A 19,201-nucleotide genomic window follows, 5' to 3' on the forward strand; every position below is an offset into this window, starting at 1 on the left:
TTGTATGATTGCGTCCGATTGTGTAAATTCTAAAGACAAAAGGAGGTAGATTTCATGAAAAAGCAGCCAGCACCAAAAGAGCAAAAGCCAAAAGGGAAAGAAAACAGTCCAGATCAGCTGGATAAAAAGCTCGGCGGTCCTAATCGTCCATCTACGTAAAAAAAGCAGGCACCCCCTGCTTTTTATTTATGCAAAAAATAGTGCTCTAATGAGAAAAGAAAACGAAGCTGTCTTTTTTTATGAAAATACCAGTCGGTCAGCTCAATCTGCTTTGGCAGCGGCTCTGCCTCAAATAAAGATGGACTCAATTTCTTTTGAAACCAATCTTCCCTTTGATCGTCTAATGAATGTGTCATCACCGGATAAACCGTCCGAAGAAAAGGTGTTGACCTTCTAGCGATCCCTAAAAAAGGTTCAAAATCAAACCGAGACCCCGTATGCGGAACGGTATGCAAAAAATGATAAAAATCCGAAAACAAATCGGCTCGAAATAATAGTTTCGCTAGTTTTTTACCTAATGTAATGCGATCCTTTACATTGGAAAACTTCCGTATGGTTAAGCCGTACAAATGCCCGTCCACCGTTGGAAAAACAACGGTTTGGAAATGTCCCCACTCGCTGAAAAGATATTGAATCGAGTGAAAAACATTCTTTTTCAGAAGAGGATTTTGTATAATAGGAGATTGTATAGTATATTGTTCATTTATGATGAGTGCATAAAGCAGACGCTCTGTGTCACGCTTTAGCCAGAAGCGTTCCCACTCAGCGCTCATAAAACGAGAAACGGAGAAATAAGGAAGCAGATGAAACAAAGGTTTACTGCATCGCTTAGACCATTCGTACAAAAGAAGCTGAGGGTAAGCATCCGAAAAGATCAGCCAATTCGCTCTTTCATATGCTGTGAAAAAAAGGTGCCCCTGCTGATCCGTTAAACCTGGATGGAAGAGCTCGCCTTTTAAATCCGTCATGGACCACCCAGCATTTCTCGAGACAAAGGAAGCGAGCAGCGACCATTTCATCTCTGGATGCCGGTCATAAAAGCGCTTGTAGGCATTTGTCCTCGTCAGGTTGTCTTTATTTTTTGCTTTCGTTTCACGCAAAATTTGCTGAGTGATGATATGCTCTTCTTGGGACAACATGGTGATCTCTCCAATACAAAATGCATTAAAAGGAGGCTGAAACTTGATGATTCGGTATCCAAACGGAAAATCGTATCAGCCCATACAACAAATTGGGACAAAAAAAAGAATCAGCGGCGAATCCTCTTATAGTAACCGCGGGATGACGCTTGAGGCTGATTTAAATGAAACAAACCAATACTATTTGGTCAACGGGATCGCAGTCATTCATAAAAAGCCTACCCCAGTTCAAATTGTGAATGTGGATTATCCAAAAAGAAGTGCTGCTGTCATTAAAGAAGCCTATTTTAAACAATCATCCACAACAGACTATAACGGGGTTTACAAAGGCCGCTATATCGATTTTGAAGCAAAGGAAACCAAAAGCACTACCTCGTTTCCGCTCAAAAATTTCCACGACCATCAAATTGAGCATATGAAACAGGTTGAAAAGCAAGGCGGTATTTGTTTCGTTATTATATCCGCTTTTGGCTCTGTTTATTATTTGCCCGCTTCAGATCTCTTTTTCTTCTGGGAGCGGCAGAAAAAAAACGGCCGTAAATCCATTAGCAAAGACGAATTAATGGAAGCTGGCCACATAATGACACTTGGATATTCGCCAAGAATTGATTATATTAAAGTAGTGGAGACACTTCATTTTTCGGATGAAAGCAATCAGCAATTACGTTCGAAAAAGGTTTAACACGAAAGGTTGAGATGTGATGTCTGATCAATTTACAAGTCGTGAACAGCGACGTAAAGCAAGTCAAGAAAACAATAAGAAGCAAAAGAACAAAAAAGGCAAAAAGAAAGCAGGTCTATTTAAAAAAATATTTTTATCTTTACTCGTGATCGGTCTACTTTGTTTAGTTGCCGGAATCACAACTTTTGCCGTTTTTGCATCAAGCGCTCCTTCTATTGATGATAGTAAGCTTAAAACACCATACTCTTCAAAGCTTTATGATAAAGACAAGAAAGTGTTTGCAGAAGTTGGTGCAGAAAAAAGAACGTATGTCTCGATAAAAGATATACCCGATGTAGTAAAAGACGCGTTTATTGCGACTGAAGATGCACGTTTTTATAAGCACCACGGGATTGATCCAATCCGTATTGGCGGTGCCCTTGTCGCAAACGTTGAGGACGGCTTTGGTGCTGAAGGCGGAAGTACCATTACACAGCAGGTTGTGAAAAACTCCCTCCTAAGCAATCAAAAGACGTTAAAACGGAAAGTACAGGAAGTATGGCTCTCGATTCAGCTTGAGCAAAAATACTCTAAAGATGAAATTTTAGAAATGTATTTAAACCGTATTTTCTTCTCTCCTTATGCTTATGGTGTTGGGAAAGCAGCTGAACAATTTTTCGGAGTCACAGATTTAAATAAACTAACCGTTGCACAGGCTGCTACACTTGCAGGTATGCCGCAGAGTCCTTCTGCCTATAACCCAGTGAAACACCCCGAGGCAGCGGAAAAACGCCGTAATATCGTTTTAAGCCTTATGAAAAAACAAGGCTACATTTCAGAAAAAGACTATGACGTTGCAAAAGCAACCCCTGTCAGCAAGACAGTTGTTTCAGCTAGTAAATATAAGAGCCAAAACTCTAGTAAGTACTCTGCCTACATTGAAGAAGTGATGGAAGAAGTACAGAAAAAAGCCAAAGTGGATGCATCAACTGATGGATTAAAAATCTATACATCACTTGATCGAAATGCACAGGATCATCTAACTGAAATCATCAATGGAGATTCAGTTGGATTTACGAAAGGGATGCAGGCGGGTGTGACTCTGCTTGATACGAAAAATGGTGAAATTCGCGCCATTGGCGGTGGACGTGATGTACCAGCCGGCGGCTTTAACTATGCGACGGATGCAAAACGCCAGCCAGGCTCCACAATCAAACCGATCTTAGATTACGGCCCAGTCATTGAAAACAAAAAATGGTCAACATATCAGCAAATTGATGATGCACCGTATACGTACTCAAACGGTACGCCGATTAATAACTTTGACAGAAGACACTTAGGGAAAATGTCGATGAGAAGTGCTTTGGCACAATCACGTAACATTCCTGCCCTAAAAGCTTTCCAAGAAGCTGGTACAGACAATGCCGTTCAATTCGCTAATAACTTAGGTATGGACTTACCTTCTGACATTCCAGAGTCCTACTCAATCGGTGGATTTGACGATGGTGTCTCCTCCCTTAAGATGGCTGGAGCATTTAGTGCATTCGGTAATAACGGATACTATAACGAACCGCATGCTGTCACGTCTGTTGAATTTAATGACGGGACAAAACTTGACCTTACGCCGGACTCAAAAGCAGCAATGAGTGATTATACAGCATTTATGATCACAGATATGCTGAAAACTGCTGTCCAATCTGGAACTGGTACACTTGCACAAGTACCGAACGTTCAAGTAGCTGGTAAAACAGGTACAACGAACTTTATAGAAAAAGATATTAAGACACACAATATCCCTTCTGGCGGTGCAAAAGATTCGTGGTTTGTCGGTTATACTCCGCAATACACAGCAGCCGTTTGGACGGGAATCGGTAATTCAAAAGATGCAGACGGCAAAGTATGGCTGAATGAAAACGAGCAGCGTGTTGCCAAAATTGTCTTCCAGCGATTGATTTCTCAAATTGATGATGGAAGCGGCTCATTTGAAAAACCAGACAGTGTCGTTGAAGCTACGGTTGAAAAAGGATCCGATCCTGCAAAATTAGCCGGACCGAATACACCAAGTGACAAGAAGACAACAGAATACTTTGTAAAAGGTACGGTTCCAACAAAAGTGTCTGACACTTTTGAGAAAAAAGAAGCCGATAAGCCTTCTGACTTAAAAGCGGTGTATGATGAAGAGAAAAAATCCATCACACTGACTTGGGGCTATTCTGACGACGCTGATGCTACATTTAATGTCAAGCAAGCGGTTGATAATGGCGGCTATAAAGAGATTCAAAACAGCTCTGCTAAAGAAGCGGTCATCTCTGATGTGAAGCCTGGCTCCACTTATAAATTCCAAGTGACAGCCACTGTAGATGATGTCACGAGTAAAGCGGCTTCTACCTTCCTCACCATTAAGGATGACGCAGATGAGGAAGAAAAAGCGGATGATGAGAATAAAGAAGAAGAAGAACCGCAGCAACCTGACGACGAACAGACAGACCAAACAGACGATAACAAAAATCAGCCCCCTGGCACTGATGAGCAAAAGCCTGATGACAAAAAAGATCAAGATAAGGATCAGGACCAAGGTGGAAATACAGAAAACGGAAATAATGGTTCTTCAGAAAATGGCTCAGACAGTACAAATGGGAACAGCAACTCGCAAACTGATAATAAAGATAAAAAGAAAGATGATGAGAAAGCCAACTCTCAAAGTTCCAATTCGCAATCAAATGCTACTTCTCGAAAAGAAGATGAATAATGAAAAAGCACTTGCCTCCTATGGCAAGTGCTTTTTTTAACGCTGCTGTTTGATTTTTTTAAGTGCTTCATATTTTCCATACTGCTTTTTTAATTCCCTGTATAGCTCGTCCAATTGAATAAAGCAGTGATATTGAGTTGGTTTTAGCAAGATGAACTCTAAACGTTCCGTCCAATTAATCGGAGCAACAGGAAATGTCTCTTGCTTGATATGTTCCCATTCAAACGTTTGGACACTCTCCCCTTTGATCCAGTAAAACATCGCAATCATACTGACGATTCCTTGCAGCATATCATCTTCTTCACAGCGGGATTTTCTTGTTTGGAAACGAGGAAGCATTTTTTCTTTTAATTCGTCCCACAGCTCAAACATCACAGGAACAAATTCTTCCGTTTCCTGCCATGGAAACTCGTCTGTTAAAACTTCTGAAGATAGATCATATGCGAGCGGATTGGCTCTCAGTATATCTACTCGATCACCTTTAATCTCTACCTTTTTTTCTTTTAGCTTTTCGACATATGAGGTGAAAACAGCTGCCCCGCTCATGCCAGCTTCACCAATCCTTTTTTCAGCCTCTTCTGCCCTTCTCTGCACATATCAAGAAGCGGACACGATTCGCACTGCGGCCGCTGCGCCTTACAATGATATCTCCCAAAAAAGATCAGGCGGTGATGCGTCACAGACCAATCTTCTTTTGGCACCTTTTTCATCAAGGTTTGCTCTACTTCAAGCACAGAATCTTTCCAGCGGCAGATGCCTAGACGTTTACTGACTCGTTCTACGTGTGTATCTACTGCTATTGCCGGTACACCAAAAGCGACCGAAACGACGACATTTGCTGTTTTCCGGCCAACCCCAGGAAGCTTAACAAGCTCATCCCGGTCCTTTGGTACTTCACCGCCATATTCTTCAATCAGCATTTTGCTCAACTTTTGAATGTTTTTAGCCTTATTTCGATACAGACCAATCGAGCGAATATCTTGCTGCAGTTCTTCAAGCGGTACACTTAAATAGTCTTCTGGTGTTTTATATTTTTGAAAAAGTGTTTTGGTGACCTTGTTTACAAGCACGTCTGTACATTGAGCAGAGAGTGCAACAGCAATCACAAGCTCAAATGGGTTGTCATGAACAAGCTCACACTCAGCCTCTGGAAACATATCTCCTATAATATCTAAACACTCATTGATTTGTTTTTTTGTTAACATGCCTTCTCCTTTATTGGTTATTGTTCCAGCCAATTATAAAAAGGAACTTGTCGTTTATAGGTGGACGTCTCTTCTTTTGAAGGCGGCGTTTTCTGCTGAGAACGGAAATGCTGGCTATGCTCTTTTGCTTCTTCCGCTGTTTTCAGCCCTTTCTTTTTCCACTCAAATAAAATTCGATCAATATAACGGAAATTTAATTTCCCTGATAAAACGGCTTCTCTTAGCGCTAGCCGAATCATCTCAGCATCATGATGGTCTTGATCCATCCAGATCGAAAGTGTTTCTCCTTCAAGAGGAGACAGCGGTCTGCCGAATTCATCTTCAAATAAAGCATATAAAGATTTTTCAGCCTGCACATGATGTTTTTGCGCTTCTTTCGCCTGTTTTGCTTCTAAAAAGTCATATAGCATGCCCCATAAAGGTTCTACTGAATAGCGGTCATGCTGAATACCAGACCTGTCTTCAAATGGCTGAATCGAGATAAATCCTTTTTGAATGAGATGCTGAACCATATACGCACACTCTTCCGCTGAAATGGTCATGCCTTGAGAAAGCTCTTCAAATGTTTGGAAGAAAACGCCTTGTTCTTCATTCATTTTAATTTTAAGCATCACCATCATCTGTGATTCATTCAGTCCTAACTGCTCATAATGAGCAATCAGCAAATTAGGCAAACTTGTCGACCCCATTTGCTGCATATTAATAAATTGCTGTCTATTCATCGGATACACCTCTTCATTTTAAGTATATCACGTTTTATTTCACGTGCCCCTCTAAAAAGACGTTTGAAAAAGCCTCCATTTGTTGGAGGCTTTCACGTCTTAAGGGTATAAACGGTTTAATAATCTTGGGAAAGGAATGGTTTCACGCACATGCGGCGCTCCGCTAATCCAAGCAACTGTACGTTCAAGTCCAAGACCAAAACCTGAATGCGGCACAGAACCGTATTGTCTTAATTCTGTATACCATTTGTAAGTTTCCTGATCAAGCCCATGTTCTTTCAATCTTGCTTCAAGAAGCTCTAAATCATGAACACGCTCAGAACCGCCAATAATCTCTCCGTAGCCTTCTGGTGCAATCAAGTCTGCACAAAGGACAACATCTTCACGATCCGGTGCTGGCTGCATATAAAACGGTTTTAATGATGTTGGGTAATGAGTGATAAACACTGGTTTATCATAGCTTTCGGCGATCGCTGTTTCGTGAGGCGCTCCGAAGTCATCTCCCCATTCGATATCATCAAATCCTTTTTCCTGCAAGAATTTAATCGCTTCATCGTAAGTGATGCGCGGGAATGGTGCTTTGATGTTTTCTAATTTCGCTGTATCACGGCCTAGTGTATGCAGCTCCACTTTACAGTTTTCAAGTACACTTTGAACAACATGAGACACATAATTTTCTTGATACTCAAGGTTTTCATTGAATTCGACAAAAGCCATCTCCGGCTCGATCATCCAAAACTCAATTAAATGACGTTTCGTTTTAGATTTTTCAGCTCTAAATGTTGGGCCAAATGAGAATACTTTTCCGAGTGCCATTGCCGCAGCTTCCATGTAAAGCTGGCCACTTTGAGAAAGGTATGCATCTTCATCAAAATATTTCGTAGCAAACAGTTCCGTTGTGCCTTCAGGTGCACTTCCAGTTAAAATTGGCGGATCTACTTTCACGAAACCTTCTTGATGGAAGTATTCATATGTAGCACGAATAATTTCGTTACGGATTTTCATAATGGCATGCTGTTTTTTAGAACGAAGCCATAAATGACGGTGATCCATTAAGAATTCTGTTCCATGCTCTTTTGGTGTAATTGGATAATCTGTCGCTTCATGAATCACTTCAATGGATTTCACTTGCAATTCAAAACCTAGCGGTGAACGCTCATCTTTTGTCACTTGACCTGTTACATAGACAGATGTTTCTTGAGTGACTGATTTCGCAAGCTTAAAGATTTCCTCTTCCACTTCTGCTTTTACTACGACTCCTTGAATAAAGCCTGTCCCGTCACGCAGCTGCAAAAATGCAATTTTTCCGCTTGAACGTTTATTGGCAATCCATGCGCCGATAGTTACTTCTTGATCGACGTGTTTGAACACTTGATTAATCGTTGTTTTCAACATAATTCCCTCCAAAGCCAGAAAGAAACTCACCTTTAGACAGGTGTGAATCTTTTTTCATACATTTTATTATAACCGTTCTAAATCAGCATGGTCAACGCAAGACAGGAGAAACTACGGTGTTAAATTTTTTTCCACGTGTCCTGTCGAGAAGTCGACATAGCTGAAGCTATATTGATTGTTCTCATTTAAGTATGTCACTTCCCAAAGAAGTACGTCACCTTCTCTCGCTAATTTGACTTCTTTTAGCTTAGAGACCGTGTTCTCCTTTTGAACGGCTTGTACTGCTTGATTCGAGGTAATGCCTTCTTTTGCTTTTTTTGCGATCACTTTTTCTTTTTTGCTGGCAGGAACCCAAACGTAGGTCGTTTCATTCTGTTTGTTTTTCCCTTCAACAATAAATTGTTTTTCTTTCCCGACAAAGGTTTCCACTTGCTCCACTTGTACGATATTTGCTTGTTCTTTTGCTCGTTCGATCGCTGCTTCATGCCCTTGTTCTCTTTGTCCCATGGCAATTTGATAAATCCACGTAAAGCTGATGGTGCCAATAAGCAGAACGAGAGCCACTACAGATGAAATAATCCAGACTATTTTTTTCATGTCAAGCTTCCCCTATGTGCGGTATATCGTAAATACCGCTTGATTTTGATCTTCTTGATCTAATGCTAATCCAAACATAAGATCTTCTCTTTTAAGCGTTCTGTTCAATAAGTCAACGATTTTGTACAGGTCTTCTGAATGCTTAATTTGAACAGTTGAAAGTACCTCTATTTTACTTTCCACTTCTAATTCCTCCTCGGTACGTAAATATTGTTAGTCATACTTTTCTGCACGGGAACCGATACTATTTTTACAACGGAACACAAAAAGCCGTTACGATAAATTAACTCCAAACCCACACCAGCTAAAGGCCGCTTATAACAGCGGCTTTTCGTTGTTAAGGTTTTCTATATACGCCTCAAGTGACTCTTTTGACATCTCGTGAACCGGCGCATGAGGGAGTGATTCTAAAAATAGTTTTCCATATGAAGCGGTTTTCACTCGGCGGTCTAAAATCAGCAATGTGCCTATGTCTTTTTCAGAACGCAGCAAGCGTCCAGCTCCTTGCTTAAAGGTTAACACAGCTTCTGGTAAAGCGACGGCTTTAAACGGATTTTTCCCTTGTTTTTTTGCTGCATCACATTTGGCTTCAATGAGCGGAGAATCAGGCGGCCGGAACGGAAGACGTGCCATGATGACTGTTGTCAGCTCTGAGCCCGGAAAATCAACACCTTCCCAAAAACTACCCGTACCAAGTAAAATGGCCTGCCTTGCTAATTTGAACATTTTCGTCAATTTTACGGGGCTTCCGCCTGTTAGACCTTGAGCAAAAAGGGCTGACTGCATCCCTTCTGTTTTTAGCTCTTCATAGACTGCTTTTAACATCTCATGTGAATTAAACAAAACCAATATTTTTGCATGCTGCTGCTTTTCCATGATCTTAATATATCGTGCGGCTTGCTTTACATAATCTCGTTCATCACGGTTTGTAATCGGCGGCATGTCTGCTGGAACAATGACCTTAAGCTGTTTTTCAAGTTCGAAAGGTGAATCAATTTGCACAAGATGAGGGTAAAAATCTTGCAGCCCAAACCGTTCCAAGCAATAATCAAAGCGGTGATTGATGGTGAGTGTCCCTGATGTGAGGACAACACTCTTTTTGTTCATAAAGAAACGATCAGCCAAAAGCTCCCCAGTATCTAACGGCTGTGCATGCATAAAGACTGCGTTTTTGGCACCTTTTGCATCAATTTCAATCCAAACCGTTTCATCGTTTTTCGGTTCAAAGATAAATCGGTACAGTGTACTGCAAAAGGTATGCATAAACGACATGACTTGGTCGTATTCCTCTGCTTCAAAGGCAAAGTGTTCTGTCAGCTGATTACTTTTTTGAAGAAGCTCATTTTTTTGCTGTTCATACAGCTTCTCACAAGCAATTAACAAGGAACAAAGCTTACTTGCCGTTTCTTTAATCCGTTTCCACTGAGCATGCTTTGAATGATGACGTACTCTATGAATGAGACGATTGATGTCGGCTTTTGGTTTTGTCCTTTTCACAAATGAATGGACGGTGCTAAAGAAAGCATCACTTTCCATTTGAAGCTGATTAAGATACTCATCCATTTCAATAAAGGTGTCTGTCTGTAACCCTGCATGATGAAATCTCTTTTTCAGTTTCTTTAACAATCCGCCTTGCAAGGAGCCAAGCTGTGTTAACTTCGCGTGAAGCTGGATATAAGACGCACTATCCCCTAGGGTTTCATTGGCTGTTTTCTCAAATTGATGGGCTTCGTCTATCACATATACGTCAGCATGCTGAAAGATAGACGATGCCTCCGTTTGTGATAAGAGCAGACGATGATTCGTTAAAATTAAATCAGCTGTTTTTGCCCTTTTTTTGGCGCGCTCATAAAAGCAATACTCTTTAAAACGGCGCTTTTTCGATGTAAACGGCATATGCACACAGGAAATGCGGTCTTTTATATTGGCAGCTCCTGACGGTAAATTCAGTTCAGATAAATCACCTGTTTCTGTTACAAGGAGCCACATTAAAATTTGCGCCTTCGTTAAGACGACATCATAGTTATCATCTTCCTCATGAAGCACATGCTCAAACTTATCTAAACAAATATAATGCGCCCGACCTTTAAATACACAGGCAGCAGGCTCAAACGGGAGCATTTGATTCAACATCGGCACATCGCGCTGAAGCATTTGCTGCTGCAAAAGTATGGAATATGTACTAATAATGACAGGTTTTCCTGATTTCCTCGCTTCTAGAGCAGCTGGGATGAGGTAAGCGAGCGTTTTCCCAATACCCGGTGCCGCCTCAATTAATGCATAGGCTCTTTCATGAAACACATCTCTCACTTTATTCATCATTGTAAGCTGGCCTTCTCTTACCTCATAGCCCTCTACCGTTTGCGGAAGCTTCTTTTTGATTTCCTCAAACAGCTGTTCATCATCTTCACCTACTGAATGTGTCGCCCTACTGATAGGATTGGTGACATCTTTTACAGCAAAAGAGCCGACTTCCACCAAAGAATCTTCCCGGCTAGCATGACTTGTTTCAAGCTGCTGAATTAAAAGTCCTATATCACTTAGGAGATAAGAGGATAATCTGCGCAGCTGCTTCAGCACAATTTTCGGTGTATGTTTTAATTGATGTAATAAAGTTAAAAATAACATGGCAGTAACTTCCGCATCACTATCCGCCCTATGCGGGTGGTCATGTGGAAGCATGAGCTCTTCACTTAATTCAGTGAGCTTATAACCTTCAAGCTCAGGATAAAGAATTCTAGAGATCTCAACTGTATCAATTGCTAGCACATCCAGCTCATGTTTCCCGCATGCTTTTAGTTCATCATTTAAAAAATTCAAGTCAAAATGAACATTGTGGGCAACAAAATAAGCACCCTGTATGAGATCATACACCTCTTGGGCAATGTCCTCAAAAAACACTGCATCGTCAACCATGTGCTGCTGAATGCCTGTCAGCTGTTCAATAAATCCAGGGATTGCTTTTCCCGGGTTCACATATTTTGAATACCGTTCGACAATTTGTCCATTTTCAATGACCACCGCAGCTATTTGAATGATTTTATCACCCTTTTTAGGTGAATTTCCGGTGGTTTCAATATCAACGACAACAAACCTTTGATCGGTCATAAAATGGACACCTCAATTCCTCGTTTCACCCTGAAGTGAAACACGCTCTGGACAAAATAGATGAAACAGAACAGCCTCTCTTCCTGAAACTGTTCTGTTTCCACGGAGTCTGCGTTATAAAATCGTTCTCGCAGGCTCTTGCCCAATCATTTGTTCAATTTGATTTTGTTTATTTAACACGACCACTTTTGGTGTATGTGTCTTAGCTTCTTCTTCTGACAGCATCCCATAAGCGATAATAATGACTTCATCCCCTGGCTGAACGAGTCTAGCCGCCGCCCCATTTAGACAAATGACACCGCTCTTTCTTTCGCCGGGAATAATATATGTTTCAAGTCTTGCGCCATTATGATTATTGACAATTTGTACTTTCTCATTTGCCATCATACCTGCCGCATCAAGTAAATCTTCGTCAATTGTAATACTTCCCACATAATGTAAGTTTGCTTCTGTTACCGTTGCTTTATGAAGCTTAGATGTCATAAAGGTTCTATACATGTTTTTCACCGCTTTCAGGAACATGGAAAATCACATTATCAATCAGTCTTGCCCGTGAAAATTTCACCGCAATCGCCATAATGACTTGACCTTTTAACTGCTCAAGCGGCTCAAGTTCTGGATATGAGTAGATCTCAATATAATCAATTTCTCCGCACGTCTGAACAAGTTCCTCTTCAATCAGCTGGTATACACGACTGACATCACGTTCACCTTTTTCAACAGCTGACCGTCCTTTTTTTAATGCGCGGTATAAAGCGGGTGCTTCTTGTCTTTCTTTTTCTGACAAGTACACATTCCTTGAGCTTTTCGCTAAACCGTCTTCTTCTCTGACTGTCGGTACAGATACAAGGTGAAGATCAAAGAAGAAATCCTTGATCATCGCATCGATCACAGCGACTTGCTGTGCATCCTTTAGTCCAAAGTAGACATTTGTTGGTGACACAAGATGAAACAGCTTTGTGAGCACAGTGACAACGCCGTCAAAATGTCCTGGACGTTTTTTTCCGCATAAGACATCCGTCCGCTTTTGAACCGTCATCGTAATAGATGGTTCATTTTGGTACATTTCCTTCACATCAGGTGTAAATAAAATATCCACCCCTGCTTGTTCTGCAAGACGCTGGTCTCTTTCCATATCCCTTGGATAGGATTCAAAGTCTTCATTTGGTCCGAATTGCAACGGATTGACAAAAATACTCATCACGACAATGTCATTTTGTCCTCTTGCCTCTTTCGCAAGCGTCAGATGTCCTTCATGAAGAAAGCCCATCGTTGGGACAAAGCCGATGGAATGCTGGTTTTCTTGATGCTGCTTAATTAATTCTTTTAGCTCGTGAATATGGGTGACAACGTTCATTTTTTGATTCCCCCATATAAGCCATCAAGGACCTCTTCTTTAATATGAAACGTGTGCATGTCCTCTGGAAATGTGCGTGCTTTTACTTCTTTCGTATATTGAATGAGCGCTTCTTCTAAAACAGTATCAATTTGCGCGTATTGTTTCACAAACTTAGGTGTTCTAGACACCCCGTATCCTACCACATCATGGTAAACGAGAACTTGTCCGTCTGCCTCAGCTCCTGCACCAATTCCGATCACAGGAATCTTCAGCATGTCGGTAATTCGTTTTGTCAGTTCGCCAGGTACGCATTCCAGCACAAGTGCGATCGCTCCGGCTTCCTCACATTTCAAGCTGTCTTCAATCAATTTTTGAGCACTTTCGTGGTCTTTTCCTTGCACTTTATACCCGCCAAGTACACCAACTGATTGAGGTGTGAGGCCTAAATGACTGACGACAGGAATTCCGCCTCTTGTTAAAGCTTGAATGGATTCAAATACTCCATCTCCGCCTTCTAGCTTTAAGGCATCGGCACCACTTTCTTGCATGATGCGTGCTGCATTTTTCATTGTTTCTTCTAACGAATAATGGTAAGACATAAATGGCATATCAGTCACAACAAATGTGTCTTTTGCGCCTCTTTTCACTGCTTTTGTGTGATGGATCATATCATCCATCGTGACTTGAACTGTGGAATCTAGTCCAAGTACAACCATCCCAAGTGAATCACCAACTAAGATCATGTCGACTTCCGCTTTTTCCGCTTGCTTTGCAGCTGGATAGTCGTATGCGGTCAGCATCACAATAGGTTCGTTTTGTTCTTTCATTTTGAAAAAATCTAGCTTTGTCTTCATTTGTTCCTCCTCATTCTGGAGAGGAGATGGCTTGCCTCACATCACATGCTTTGATTTCTCATGTGCGGCGAATCATCCCTCTGTCCAAGTCCCTTAGGATCAAGGCAGAAATTTATCGAATTTTTCTTCCTAACAGGTACAGTTCTTTGCAGATACTGCCCACACGAAGTATATCAAAAATGTGCCGGGTGTTCCACTCAAGTTGACTTGATCTCAATGTCTGCGGAGTAGATTTTTTGGATACCGTCCTCCGTTTCAAGCAATAAAACACCTTCTTCATTGATGCCAAGCGCCTTCCCCGTATATTGCCCATTGACGGTGCGGGCAACAATATGTTGACCGATCGTCATCGCAAACGATTCCCATAATTGTTTAATCGGCGCAAATCCTTGCTTCATGTAATCGTCATACCTTTTTTCAAAAGTGGACATCATCTGTTGTATGAGTGCAGCCCGATCCACTTTTTCATTCAGTTCCATCCGCAGACTTGTGGCGACATCCTTTAGTTCATCCGGGAAGTCATCAGCTGTTTGGTTCACATTAATGCCCGGCCCAATGATGACCGCATGAACCTGGTCAGCTTCTGCTTTTAATTCAGTCAGAATGCCAACGACCTTTTTTCCATTCAACAAAATATCGTTTGGCCATTTAATAGATGGATTGAGTCCTGTTTGCTGCGCAATCGCTTCTGCGATGGCTACAGAGGCCAAAAGCGTCATTTGCGGCGCTTTATGCAGCGGGATCTCAGGCCGGAGAATAAGACTCATCCAAATGCCTGTCCCATTTGGTGAATGCCACGTTCTTTGAAGACGCCCTTTTCCGTTTGTCTGATGATCGCTGACAACGATTGTGCCGTGGGGCGCACCTTCATTGACAAGATCATGGGCAATCAGCTGAGTGGAAGCGACTTCTTTCTGAAAGTAAATATGCCTGCCGAAGCTCTCTGTTTCCAGACCAAACAGAATTTCGTCCTCACTAATTTTGTCCGGTTTACGAAGCAGACGGTATCCTTTTCTTCTAACTGCTTCTACCTCATACCCCTCTTTTCGCAAGTCCTCCATATGCTTCCACACAGCTGTTCGGGAGCAGCCAAGCTCATCACAAATCTGCTGACTTGAGACAAAATCCTGGCTGGATTCTGTAAATAGTTCAATTAATCGTTTTCTAATTGCGGATCGCATGCTTTAAGCCACTCCTCTATGGCTTCTTTTCGGTTTTCTAAACGGTTTTGCAAAACGGCTTTTTTCACAAAATCAAGCTCCTCTGCAATCCATTTCCCAGACGGCTTTTGCCGAAAGGCCATTAAATCTTTTCCTGAAACAGCGAGGTCTTGGAGCTTTTTAATCGGAAGTGCATCATAAGAACGCTTCGCTGCCTCCAGCTCATCAAAGAAAATGCGGCGCTCATGTTTTAGCTGTGTAATCTTCAAACTAGATAAGAGCACGTGTTCACCAGCTTCAAACATGTTTTCCGCATCCCAGTCACAATCAACGTATTGACTAATAGCTACTGCGTCTTTCAAAAGCTTCGTTGACAGCTTCCATTCTTTTAAGAAGGCCGCAGCCTCCGCTTCATTTAAACCTAGCAAATGGATGCAAGCCCCCCATACCTCTTCTAGTCCATCCAGTAAGTAATATGGAAAGGCTTGAAAGGATTCATGAAGACGCTCCTCTTTGAGACCTGGCAATTCTTCATATAATTTGGTTGAAATGAGTACTTCAATGCCCTTCTCACAATGACGGCCTTTTAAAAGCTTCTCCATTTCAATCTTTTTGCGCTCAACTGATATGTTGGCAAGCAGATGCTTATCCTTTTTCATAGCTTCAGCTGTTTCATCAGCGAGTTCAAAGCCAAGCTGGCTTAAAAAACGGACAGCTCTCATCATGCGAAGCGCATCTTCTTGAAAGCGGCACGCAGGATCTCCTACGGTTTGAATTCGTTTCCGCTTAATATCCTGTTTTCCACCTACATGATCAATAATTTCCCCATTTATATCCATCGCCATCGCATTAATCGTTAAATCTCTTCTTAAAAGATCTTCCTTAAGCGACGTGATAAACGCCACTTCTTTCGGTCTGCGAAAATCTTCATATTCTGATTCCGTTCGAAACGTCGTGACCTCATAGCTGACACCATCATGCAACACAATGACAGTGCCATGCGCCTTACCGACATCTACTGTTTTTTCAAATAAGGACTCAACCTTATCAGGTGTTGCATCTGTCGCAATATCGATATCGCCGATTTCCCGTCCTAATAGAACATCTCTCACCGCTCCGCCGACAAAGTAAGCCTGATGCCCATGCTCGTGCAGTGTATGTAATATAGGGATCGCATGTGTGAATGGTTCATTCATCTTCATCATCACCTTCGATCAATTCTACGTAAAGCTTCTCATATTCACTCACAATCTTATCAGAGGAGAAATGAGCCTGAACACTAGACTGAGCTGCCGCTGACACTTTTTCATGAAGCGCTTCGTCTTTCAGCAGAGACACTGCGTGCTTTGCTGCTCCATCTATATCGCCGAGCGGGACAAGAAACCCTGTTTCTCCATGTGTAATGACCTCTGGAATACCGCCGACATCCGTACCGATACAAGGGACACCGCATGCCATTGCTTCAAGAAGCACAAGCCCAAAGCTCTCCTTCTCCGAAAGAAGCAGCTTCAAATCACTTATTGAATAAAGCTCCTCAACCTTCTCTTGCTTGCCTAAAAACAATACGCGGTCTGTCAGTCCTAATTTTTTCACGAGTTCACATACAACCGATTTCTCAGGACCATCACCAATGAGCAGCAGCTTTGCCTGCACCTGTTCAGAAATCTTTTGAAACACATGAATCACATCATGCACCCGTTTCACCTTTCGAAAGTTTGATACATGGATGATGACCTTTTCGTTCGGTAAAAGACCATAATGTGTCTTTAACAAATCGTGATCTTCACGCAAATACACCCGTTCATCAACAAAATTATGGATCGTATCAATTTTTTTATCTGGTTTGATGAGATCGTATGTCTGCGCAGCTAATGAATGCGACACCGCTGTTACGCGGTCCGATGATTCGATGGCGAACCGGATCACTTCTTTTAATGATGGATCATAGCCTAAAACCGTAATATCCGTTCCATGAAGCGTCGTAACGACTTTCACAGAGTGTCCAGTCATTTGTTTGGCTAGAAACGCACAGACAGCGTGCGGGACTGCATAATGCGCGTGAATAATATCAAGCTTTTCTCGTTTTGCGACTTCTGCCAATTTACTTGCCAGCGCAAGGTCATAAGGCGGATATTGAAAAACTGCATATTGATTCACATCCACCTCATGAAAATAAATATTCGGATATACTTTATTAAGCCTAAACGGAATGCTAGAGGTAATGAAATGAACATCGTGCCCTTTTTCAGCTAAACGTTTTCCAAGCTCCGTGGCGATAATGCCTGAGCCGCCGACACTTGGATAACAAGTAATTCCGATCTTCAGTTTTTTCATAATTACCCCCCAAGTAAGTCATCGTCCAACAAAAGTGGTTTCTTTGTGATAAACCCTTCTGCATAAGCTTTGTTGACTTCTCTTCCATACATAGACTCTCTCATTTTGACAAAATCAATATAACCGTTCACAAGAGGTGTCTCTACTGAGTTTGCCGATTTAACAAATTGGCTTTTATACGCGTGCAAGCTATCAATTTTTTGGTGCATTTCCTCAGAAATATCGATCACAAAATCTGGACGATGGTGCCCATTAATCATGTAATAATACATTTGGCTTATTTTATGCGCTGGCTGCTTGTATGAATCTTCAAATTTATGTATACCTGCAGAAAAAGCGGCCTCTTCTACAAGTGAGCCCGCATGGCCATGATCTGGATGCCGATCTTGGTGGTACGGAGCGAAAATCAGTTTCGGTTTGTATGTTCGAATCACGCCCGCAATTTCCTTCATCGCTTCGTCGTTTAGATAAAGCCCTCTATCTGGCAGTGTAAGCTGGATTCTCGCTCTGACACCTAAAATAGCGGCGGCGGCTTTTGCTTCTTCTTTGCGGCTCTCTACTGTTCCATTTGAAGATAATTCGGCCTGGGTCAAGTCGCAAATCCCGACGCGCGCCCCTTTTTTTACGTATTTTGCAATCGTTCCGCCCATTCCGATCTCTACATCATCGCTATGGGCACCGAATGCAAGGATATCAAGTCGTTTCATTTGTTCCTCCGTTTTTTGCTACATCTCGAAAATCAAACGTACCTTTATTTAAATTCCTGACTAAAATTTCAGCAGTTCCCATATTGGTGGCTAATGGAATGGTATACACATCGCAAAGCCGGATGAGTGCAGATACATCCGGTTCATGCGGCTGCGCAGTTAGCGGGTCTCTAAAAAAGAGCACAAGATCCATTGCATTATCAGCAATTAAAGCACCGATCTGCTGATCTCCCCCAAGTGGTCCTGATTGGAAACGATGAATGGGAAGCCCCGTCGCTTCTTTCACTCTCAAACCTGTTGTCCCTGTTGCGTAAAGTGTATGATCTGCCAAAATATCACGATACGCGGTGGCAAACTGAATCATGTCACTTTTTTTCTTATCATGAGCGATTAAAGCAATGTTCATCAGGAATCCACTCCTTATTAGTCGATGATATTTTCTAAACCATAAACGAGCTGATCAATGTGCATGACCTGCTCTACTGAAAGCTTCACGCCTGACATAAAGGATGCACGGTTATAAGAATCATGACGAATGGTGAGCGTCTGTCCGTCCATTCCAAACAGCACTTCTTGATGTGCAATCATACCAGGAAGTCTCACGCTGTGCAGACGGATACCATCATAATCGGCTCCTCGTGCCCCTTCGATTAATTCTTTCTCTTCTGGATGTCCCTGCTTTTTGCTTTCTCTTACTTCTGCAATCATTTCAGCCGTTTTTAAGCCCGTACCGCTTGGGGCATCTAGTTTTTTATCGTGGTGAAGCTCAATGATTTCAACGTCAGGGAAATAATTCGCGGCCATTTTGGCAAATTTCATCATTAAGACCGCACCGACAGCAAAGTTTGGTGCAATAATACAGCCTATGCCCTTTTCTTCTGTTAATTGCTGAAGCTCTTTTAGGTCATCTTCTGAAAATCCAGTTGTTCCTACGACTGGACGCACGCCATGTTCAAGTGCTTTTTTTGTATGTACTTTCCCGATTTCAGGTGTTGTCAGATCAATTAATACATCTGGTGCTGTTTCTGAAAGACACACATCAATATCCGTATAAATCGGTGCATTAGATGTCGTATGAATCACATCAGATAATTTTTTTCCTTCATGCGTGTGATCAAGTGCGGCCACCAGCTCAAAATGGCCTGTTTCTTCCGCCAGCTTCACAGCCTCTATCCCCATTCTTCCTCTTGCTCCAGCGATTACTACTTTGATGGTTTCGTTTGTCATCGTC

Annotated in this window: 20 protein-coding genes; 3 read left to right on the top strand and 17 right to left on the bottom strand. The window is 42.0% G+C overall.

The annotated features are described in order from the left end of the window. Positions 1–54 precede the first annotated feature (54 nt). A complete protein-coding gene (gene sspM / locus NSS65_RS10400) occupies positions 55–159 on the top strand; it encodes an acid-soluble spore protein SspM (protein ID WP_024422772.1) in 105 nt (34 codons plus the stop codon). A 23-nt stretch (positions 160–182) separates the two neighbouring features. Here the strand turns inward: sspM and NSS65_RS10405 are convergent, their stop codons facing one another. Beyond that, complete coding sequence (locus NSS65_RS10405; protein ID WP_061109278.1) at positions 183–1,139, bottom strand: DUF2515 domain-containing protein; 957 nt, start codon at positions 1,137–1,139, stop codon at positions 183–185. A 46-nt stretch (positions 1,140–1,185) separates the two neighbouring features. On the opposite strand from NSS65_RS10405, the gene recU reads away from it, so the two are divergent. Both recU and NSS65_RS10415 read left to right on the top strand, forming a co-directional pair. Beyond that, on the top strand, positions 1,186–1,821 hold the full coding sequence (gene recU / locus NSS65_RS10410) for a Holliday junction resolvase RecU (protein WP_044333249.1): 636 nt from the start codon (positions 1,186–1,188) through the stop codon (positions 1,819–1,821). Between the two features lie 19 nt (positions 1,822–1,840). After that, complete coding sequence (locus NSS65_RS10415; RefSeq protein WP_144496180.1) at positions 1,841–4,549, top strand: PBP1A family penicillin-binding protein; 2,709 nt, start codon at positions 1,841–1,843, stop codon at positions 4,547–4,549. A 36-nt stretch (positions 4,550–4,585) separates the two neighbouring features. Here NSS65_RS10415 and NSS65_RS10420 read toward each other — a convergent pair whose 3' ends face one another. The 16 genes from NSS65_RS10420 to dapB form a co-directional block, all read right to left on the bottom strand. After that, positions 4,586–5,095, bottom strand: coding sequence for a YpoC family protein (locus NSS65_RS10420; RefSeq protein WP_111926517.1), 510 nt, complete (start codon positions 5,093–5,095; stop codon positions 4,586–4,588). Further along, the gene (gene nth, locus NSS65_RS10425; protein WP_034280464.1) at positions 5,092–5,754 is read right to left on the bottom strand and encodes an endonuclease III; all 663 of its coding nucleotides are present in this window, start codon (positions 5,752–5,754) and stop codon (positions 5,092–5,094) included. Before nth ends, NSS65_RS10420 begins: the two co-directional genes overlap by 4 nt. Positions 5,755–5,771: 17 nt before the next feature. Next, a complete protein-coding gene (locus NSS65_RS10430) occupies positions 5,772–6,476 on the bottom strand; it encodes a DnaD domain-containing protein (RefSeq protein ID WP_144496181.1) in 705 nt (234 codons plus the stop codon). Positions 6,477–6,575: 99 nt separating this feature from the next. Then, positions 6,576–7,868: an asparagine--tRNA ligase gene (gene asnS, locus NSS65_RS10435; RefSeq protein WP_095409371.1), complete on the bottom strand. Its 1,293-nt coding sequence runs from the start codon at positions 7,866–7,868 to the stop codon at positions 6,576–6,578. A gap of 114 nt (positions 7,869–7,982) precedes the next feature. Next, positions 7,983–8,468 carry a cell wall elongation/penicillin-binding protein regulator TseB gene (gene tseB / locus NSS65_RS10440; protein ID WP_111926513.1) on the bottom strand — a complete coding sequence of 162 codons (486 nt, stop codon included), beginning with the start codon at positions 8,466–8,468 and terminating at the stop codon, positions 7,983–7,985. Positions 8,469–8,480: 12 nt separating this feature from the next. Beyond that, on the bottom strand, positions 8,481–8,651 hold the full coding sequence (locus NSS65_RS10445) for a YpmA family protein (RefSeq protein WP_065214698.1): 171 nt from the start codon (positions 8,649–8,651) through the stop codon (positions 8,481–8,483). A gap of 132 nt (positions 8,652–8,783) precedes the next feature. Then, positions 8,784–11,576: an ATP-dependent DNA helicase DinG gene (gene dinG / locus NSS65_RS10450; RefSeq protein WP_326134800.1), complete on the bottom strand. Its 2,793-nt coding sequence runs from the start codon at positions 11,574–11,576 to the stop codon at positions 8,784–8,786. A 114-nt stretch (positions 11,577–11,690) separates the two neighbouring features. Further along, positions 11,691–12,074: an aspartate 1-decarboxylase gene (gene panD, locus NSS65_RS10455; RefSeq protein ID WP_024422780.1), complete on the bottom strand. Its 384-nt coding sequence runs from the start codon at positions 12,072–12,074 to the stop codon at positions 11,691–11,693. Beyond that, positions 12,067–12,933 carry a pantoate--beta-alanine ligase gene (gene panC, locus NSS65_RS10460; protein WP_041117799.1) on the bottom strand — a complete coding sequence of 289 codons (867 nt, stop codon included), beginning with the start codon at positions 12,931–12,933 and terminating at the stop codon, positions 12,067–12,069. Before panC ends, panD begins: the two co-directional genes overlap by 8 nt. Beyond that, positions 12,930–13,769 carry a 3-methyl-2-oxobutanoate hydroxymethyltransferase gene (gene panB / locus NSS65_RS10465; protein ID WP_024422781.1) on the bottom strand — a complete coding sequence of 280 codons (840 nt, stop codon included), beginning with the start codon at positions 13,767–13,769 and terminating at the stop codon, positions 12,930–12,932. Before panB ends, panC begins: the two co-directional genes overlap by 4 nt. Before the next feature lie 197 nt (positions 13,770–13,966). Further along, positions 13,967–14,950, bottom strand: coding sequence for a biotin--[acetyl-CoA-carboxylase] ligase (locus tag NSS65_RS10470; RefSeq protein WP_061109284.1), 984 nt, complete (start codon positions 14,948–14,950; stop codon positions 13,967–13,969). Continuing rightward, entirely contained in the window at positions 14,923–16,125 is a 1,203-nt protein-coding gene (locus NSS65_RS10475) for a CCA tRNA nucleotidyltransferase (protein ID WP_061109285.1), read from the bottom strand. Before NSS65_RS10475 ends, NSS65_RS10470 begins: the two co-directional genes overlap by 28 nt. Continuing rightward, on the bottom strand, positions 16,118–17,263 hold the full coding sequence (gene bshA, locus NSS65_RS10480) for an N-acetyl-alpha-D-glucosaminyl L-malate synthase BshA (protein WP_061109286.1): 1,146 nt from the start codon (positions 17,261–17,263) through the stop codon (positions 16,118–16,120). Before bshA ends, NSS65_RS10475 begins: the two co-directional genes overlap by 8 nt. 2 nt (positions 17,264–17,265) lie before the next feature. Then, a complete protein-coding gene (gene bshB1 / locus NSS65_RS10485; RefSeq protein ID WP_024422785.1) occupies positions 17,266–17,970 on the bottom strand; it encodes a bacillithiol biosynthesis deacetylase BshB1 in 705 nt (234 codons plus the stop codon). Continuing rightward, positions 17,957–18,376 carry a methylglyoxal synthase gene (mgsA, locus tag NSS65_RS10490; protein WP_034280445.1) on the bottom strand — a complete coding sequence of 140 codons (420 nt, stop codon included), beginning with the start codon at positions 18,374–18,376 and terminating at the stop codon, positions 17,957–17,959. The genes bshB1 and mgsA overlap by 14 nt, the downstream gene beginning before the upstream one ends. Positions 18,377–18,393: 17 nt before the next feature. Continuing rightward, positions 18,394–19,197, bottom strand: coding sequence for a 4-hydroxy-tetrahydrodipicolinate reductase (gene dapB / locus NSS65_RS10495; RefSeq protein ID WP_034280443.1), 804 nt, complete (start codon positions 19,195–19,197; stop codon positions 18,394–18,396). Positions 19,198–19,201: the final 4 nt, after the last annotated feature.

The sequence above is a fragment of the Bacillus sp. FSL K6-1006 genome, from assembly GCF_038593175.1.
GTDB classification, from domain to species: domain Bacteria; phylum Bacillota; class Bacilli; order Bacillales; family Bacillaceae; genus Bacillus; species Bacillus safensis.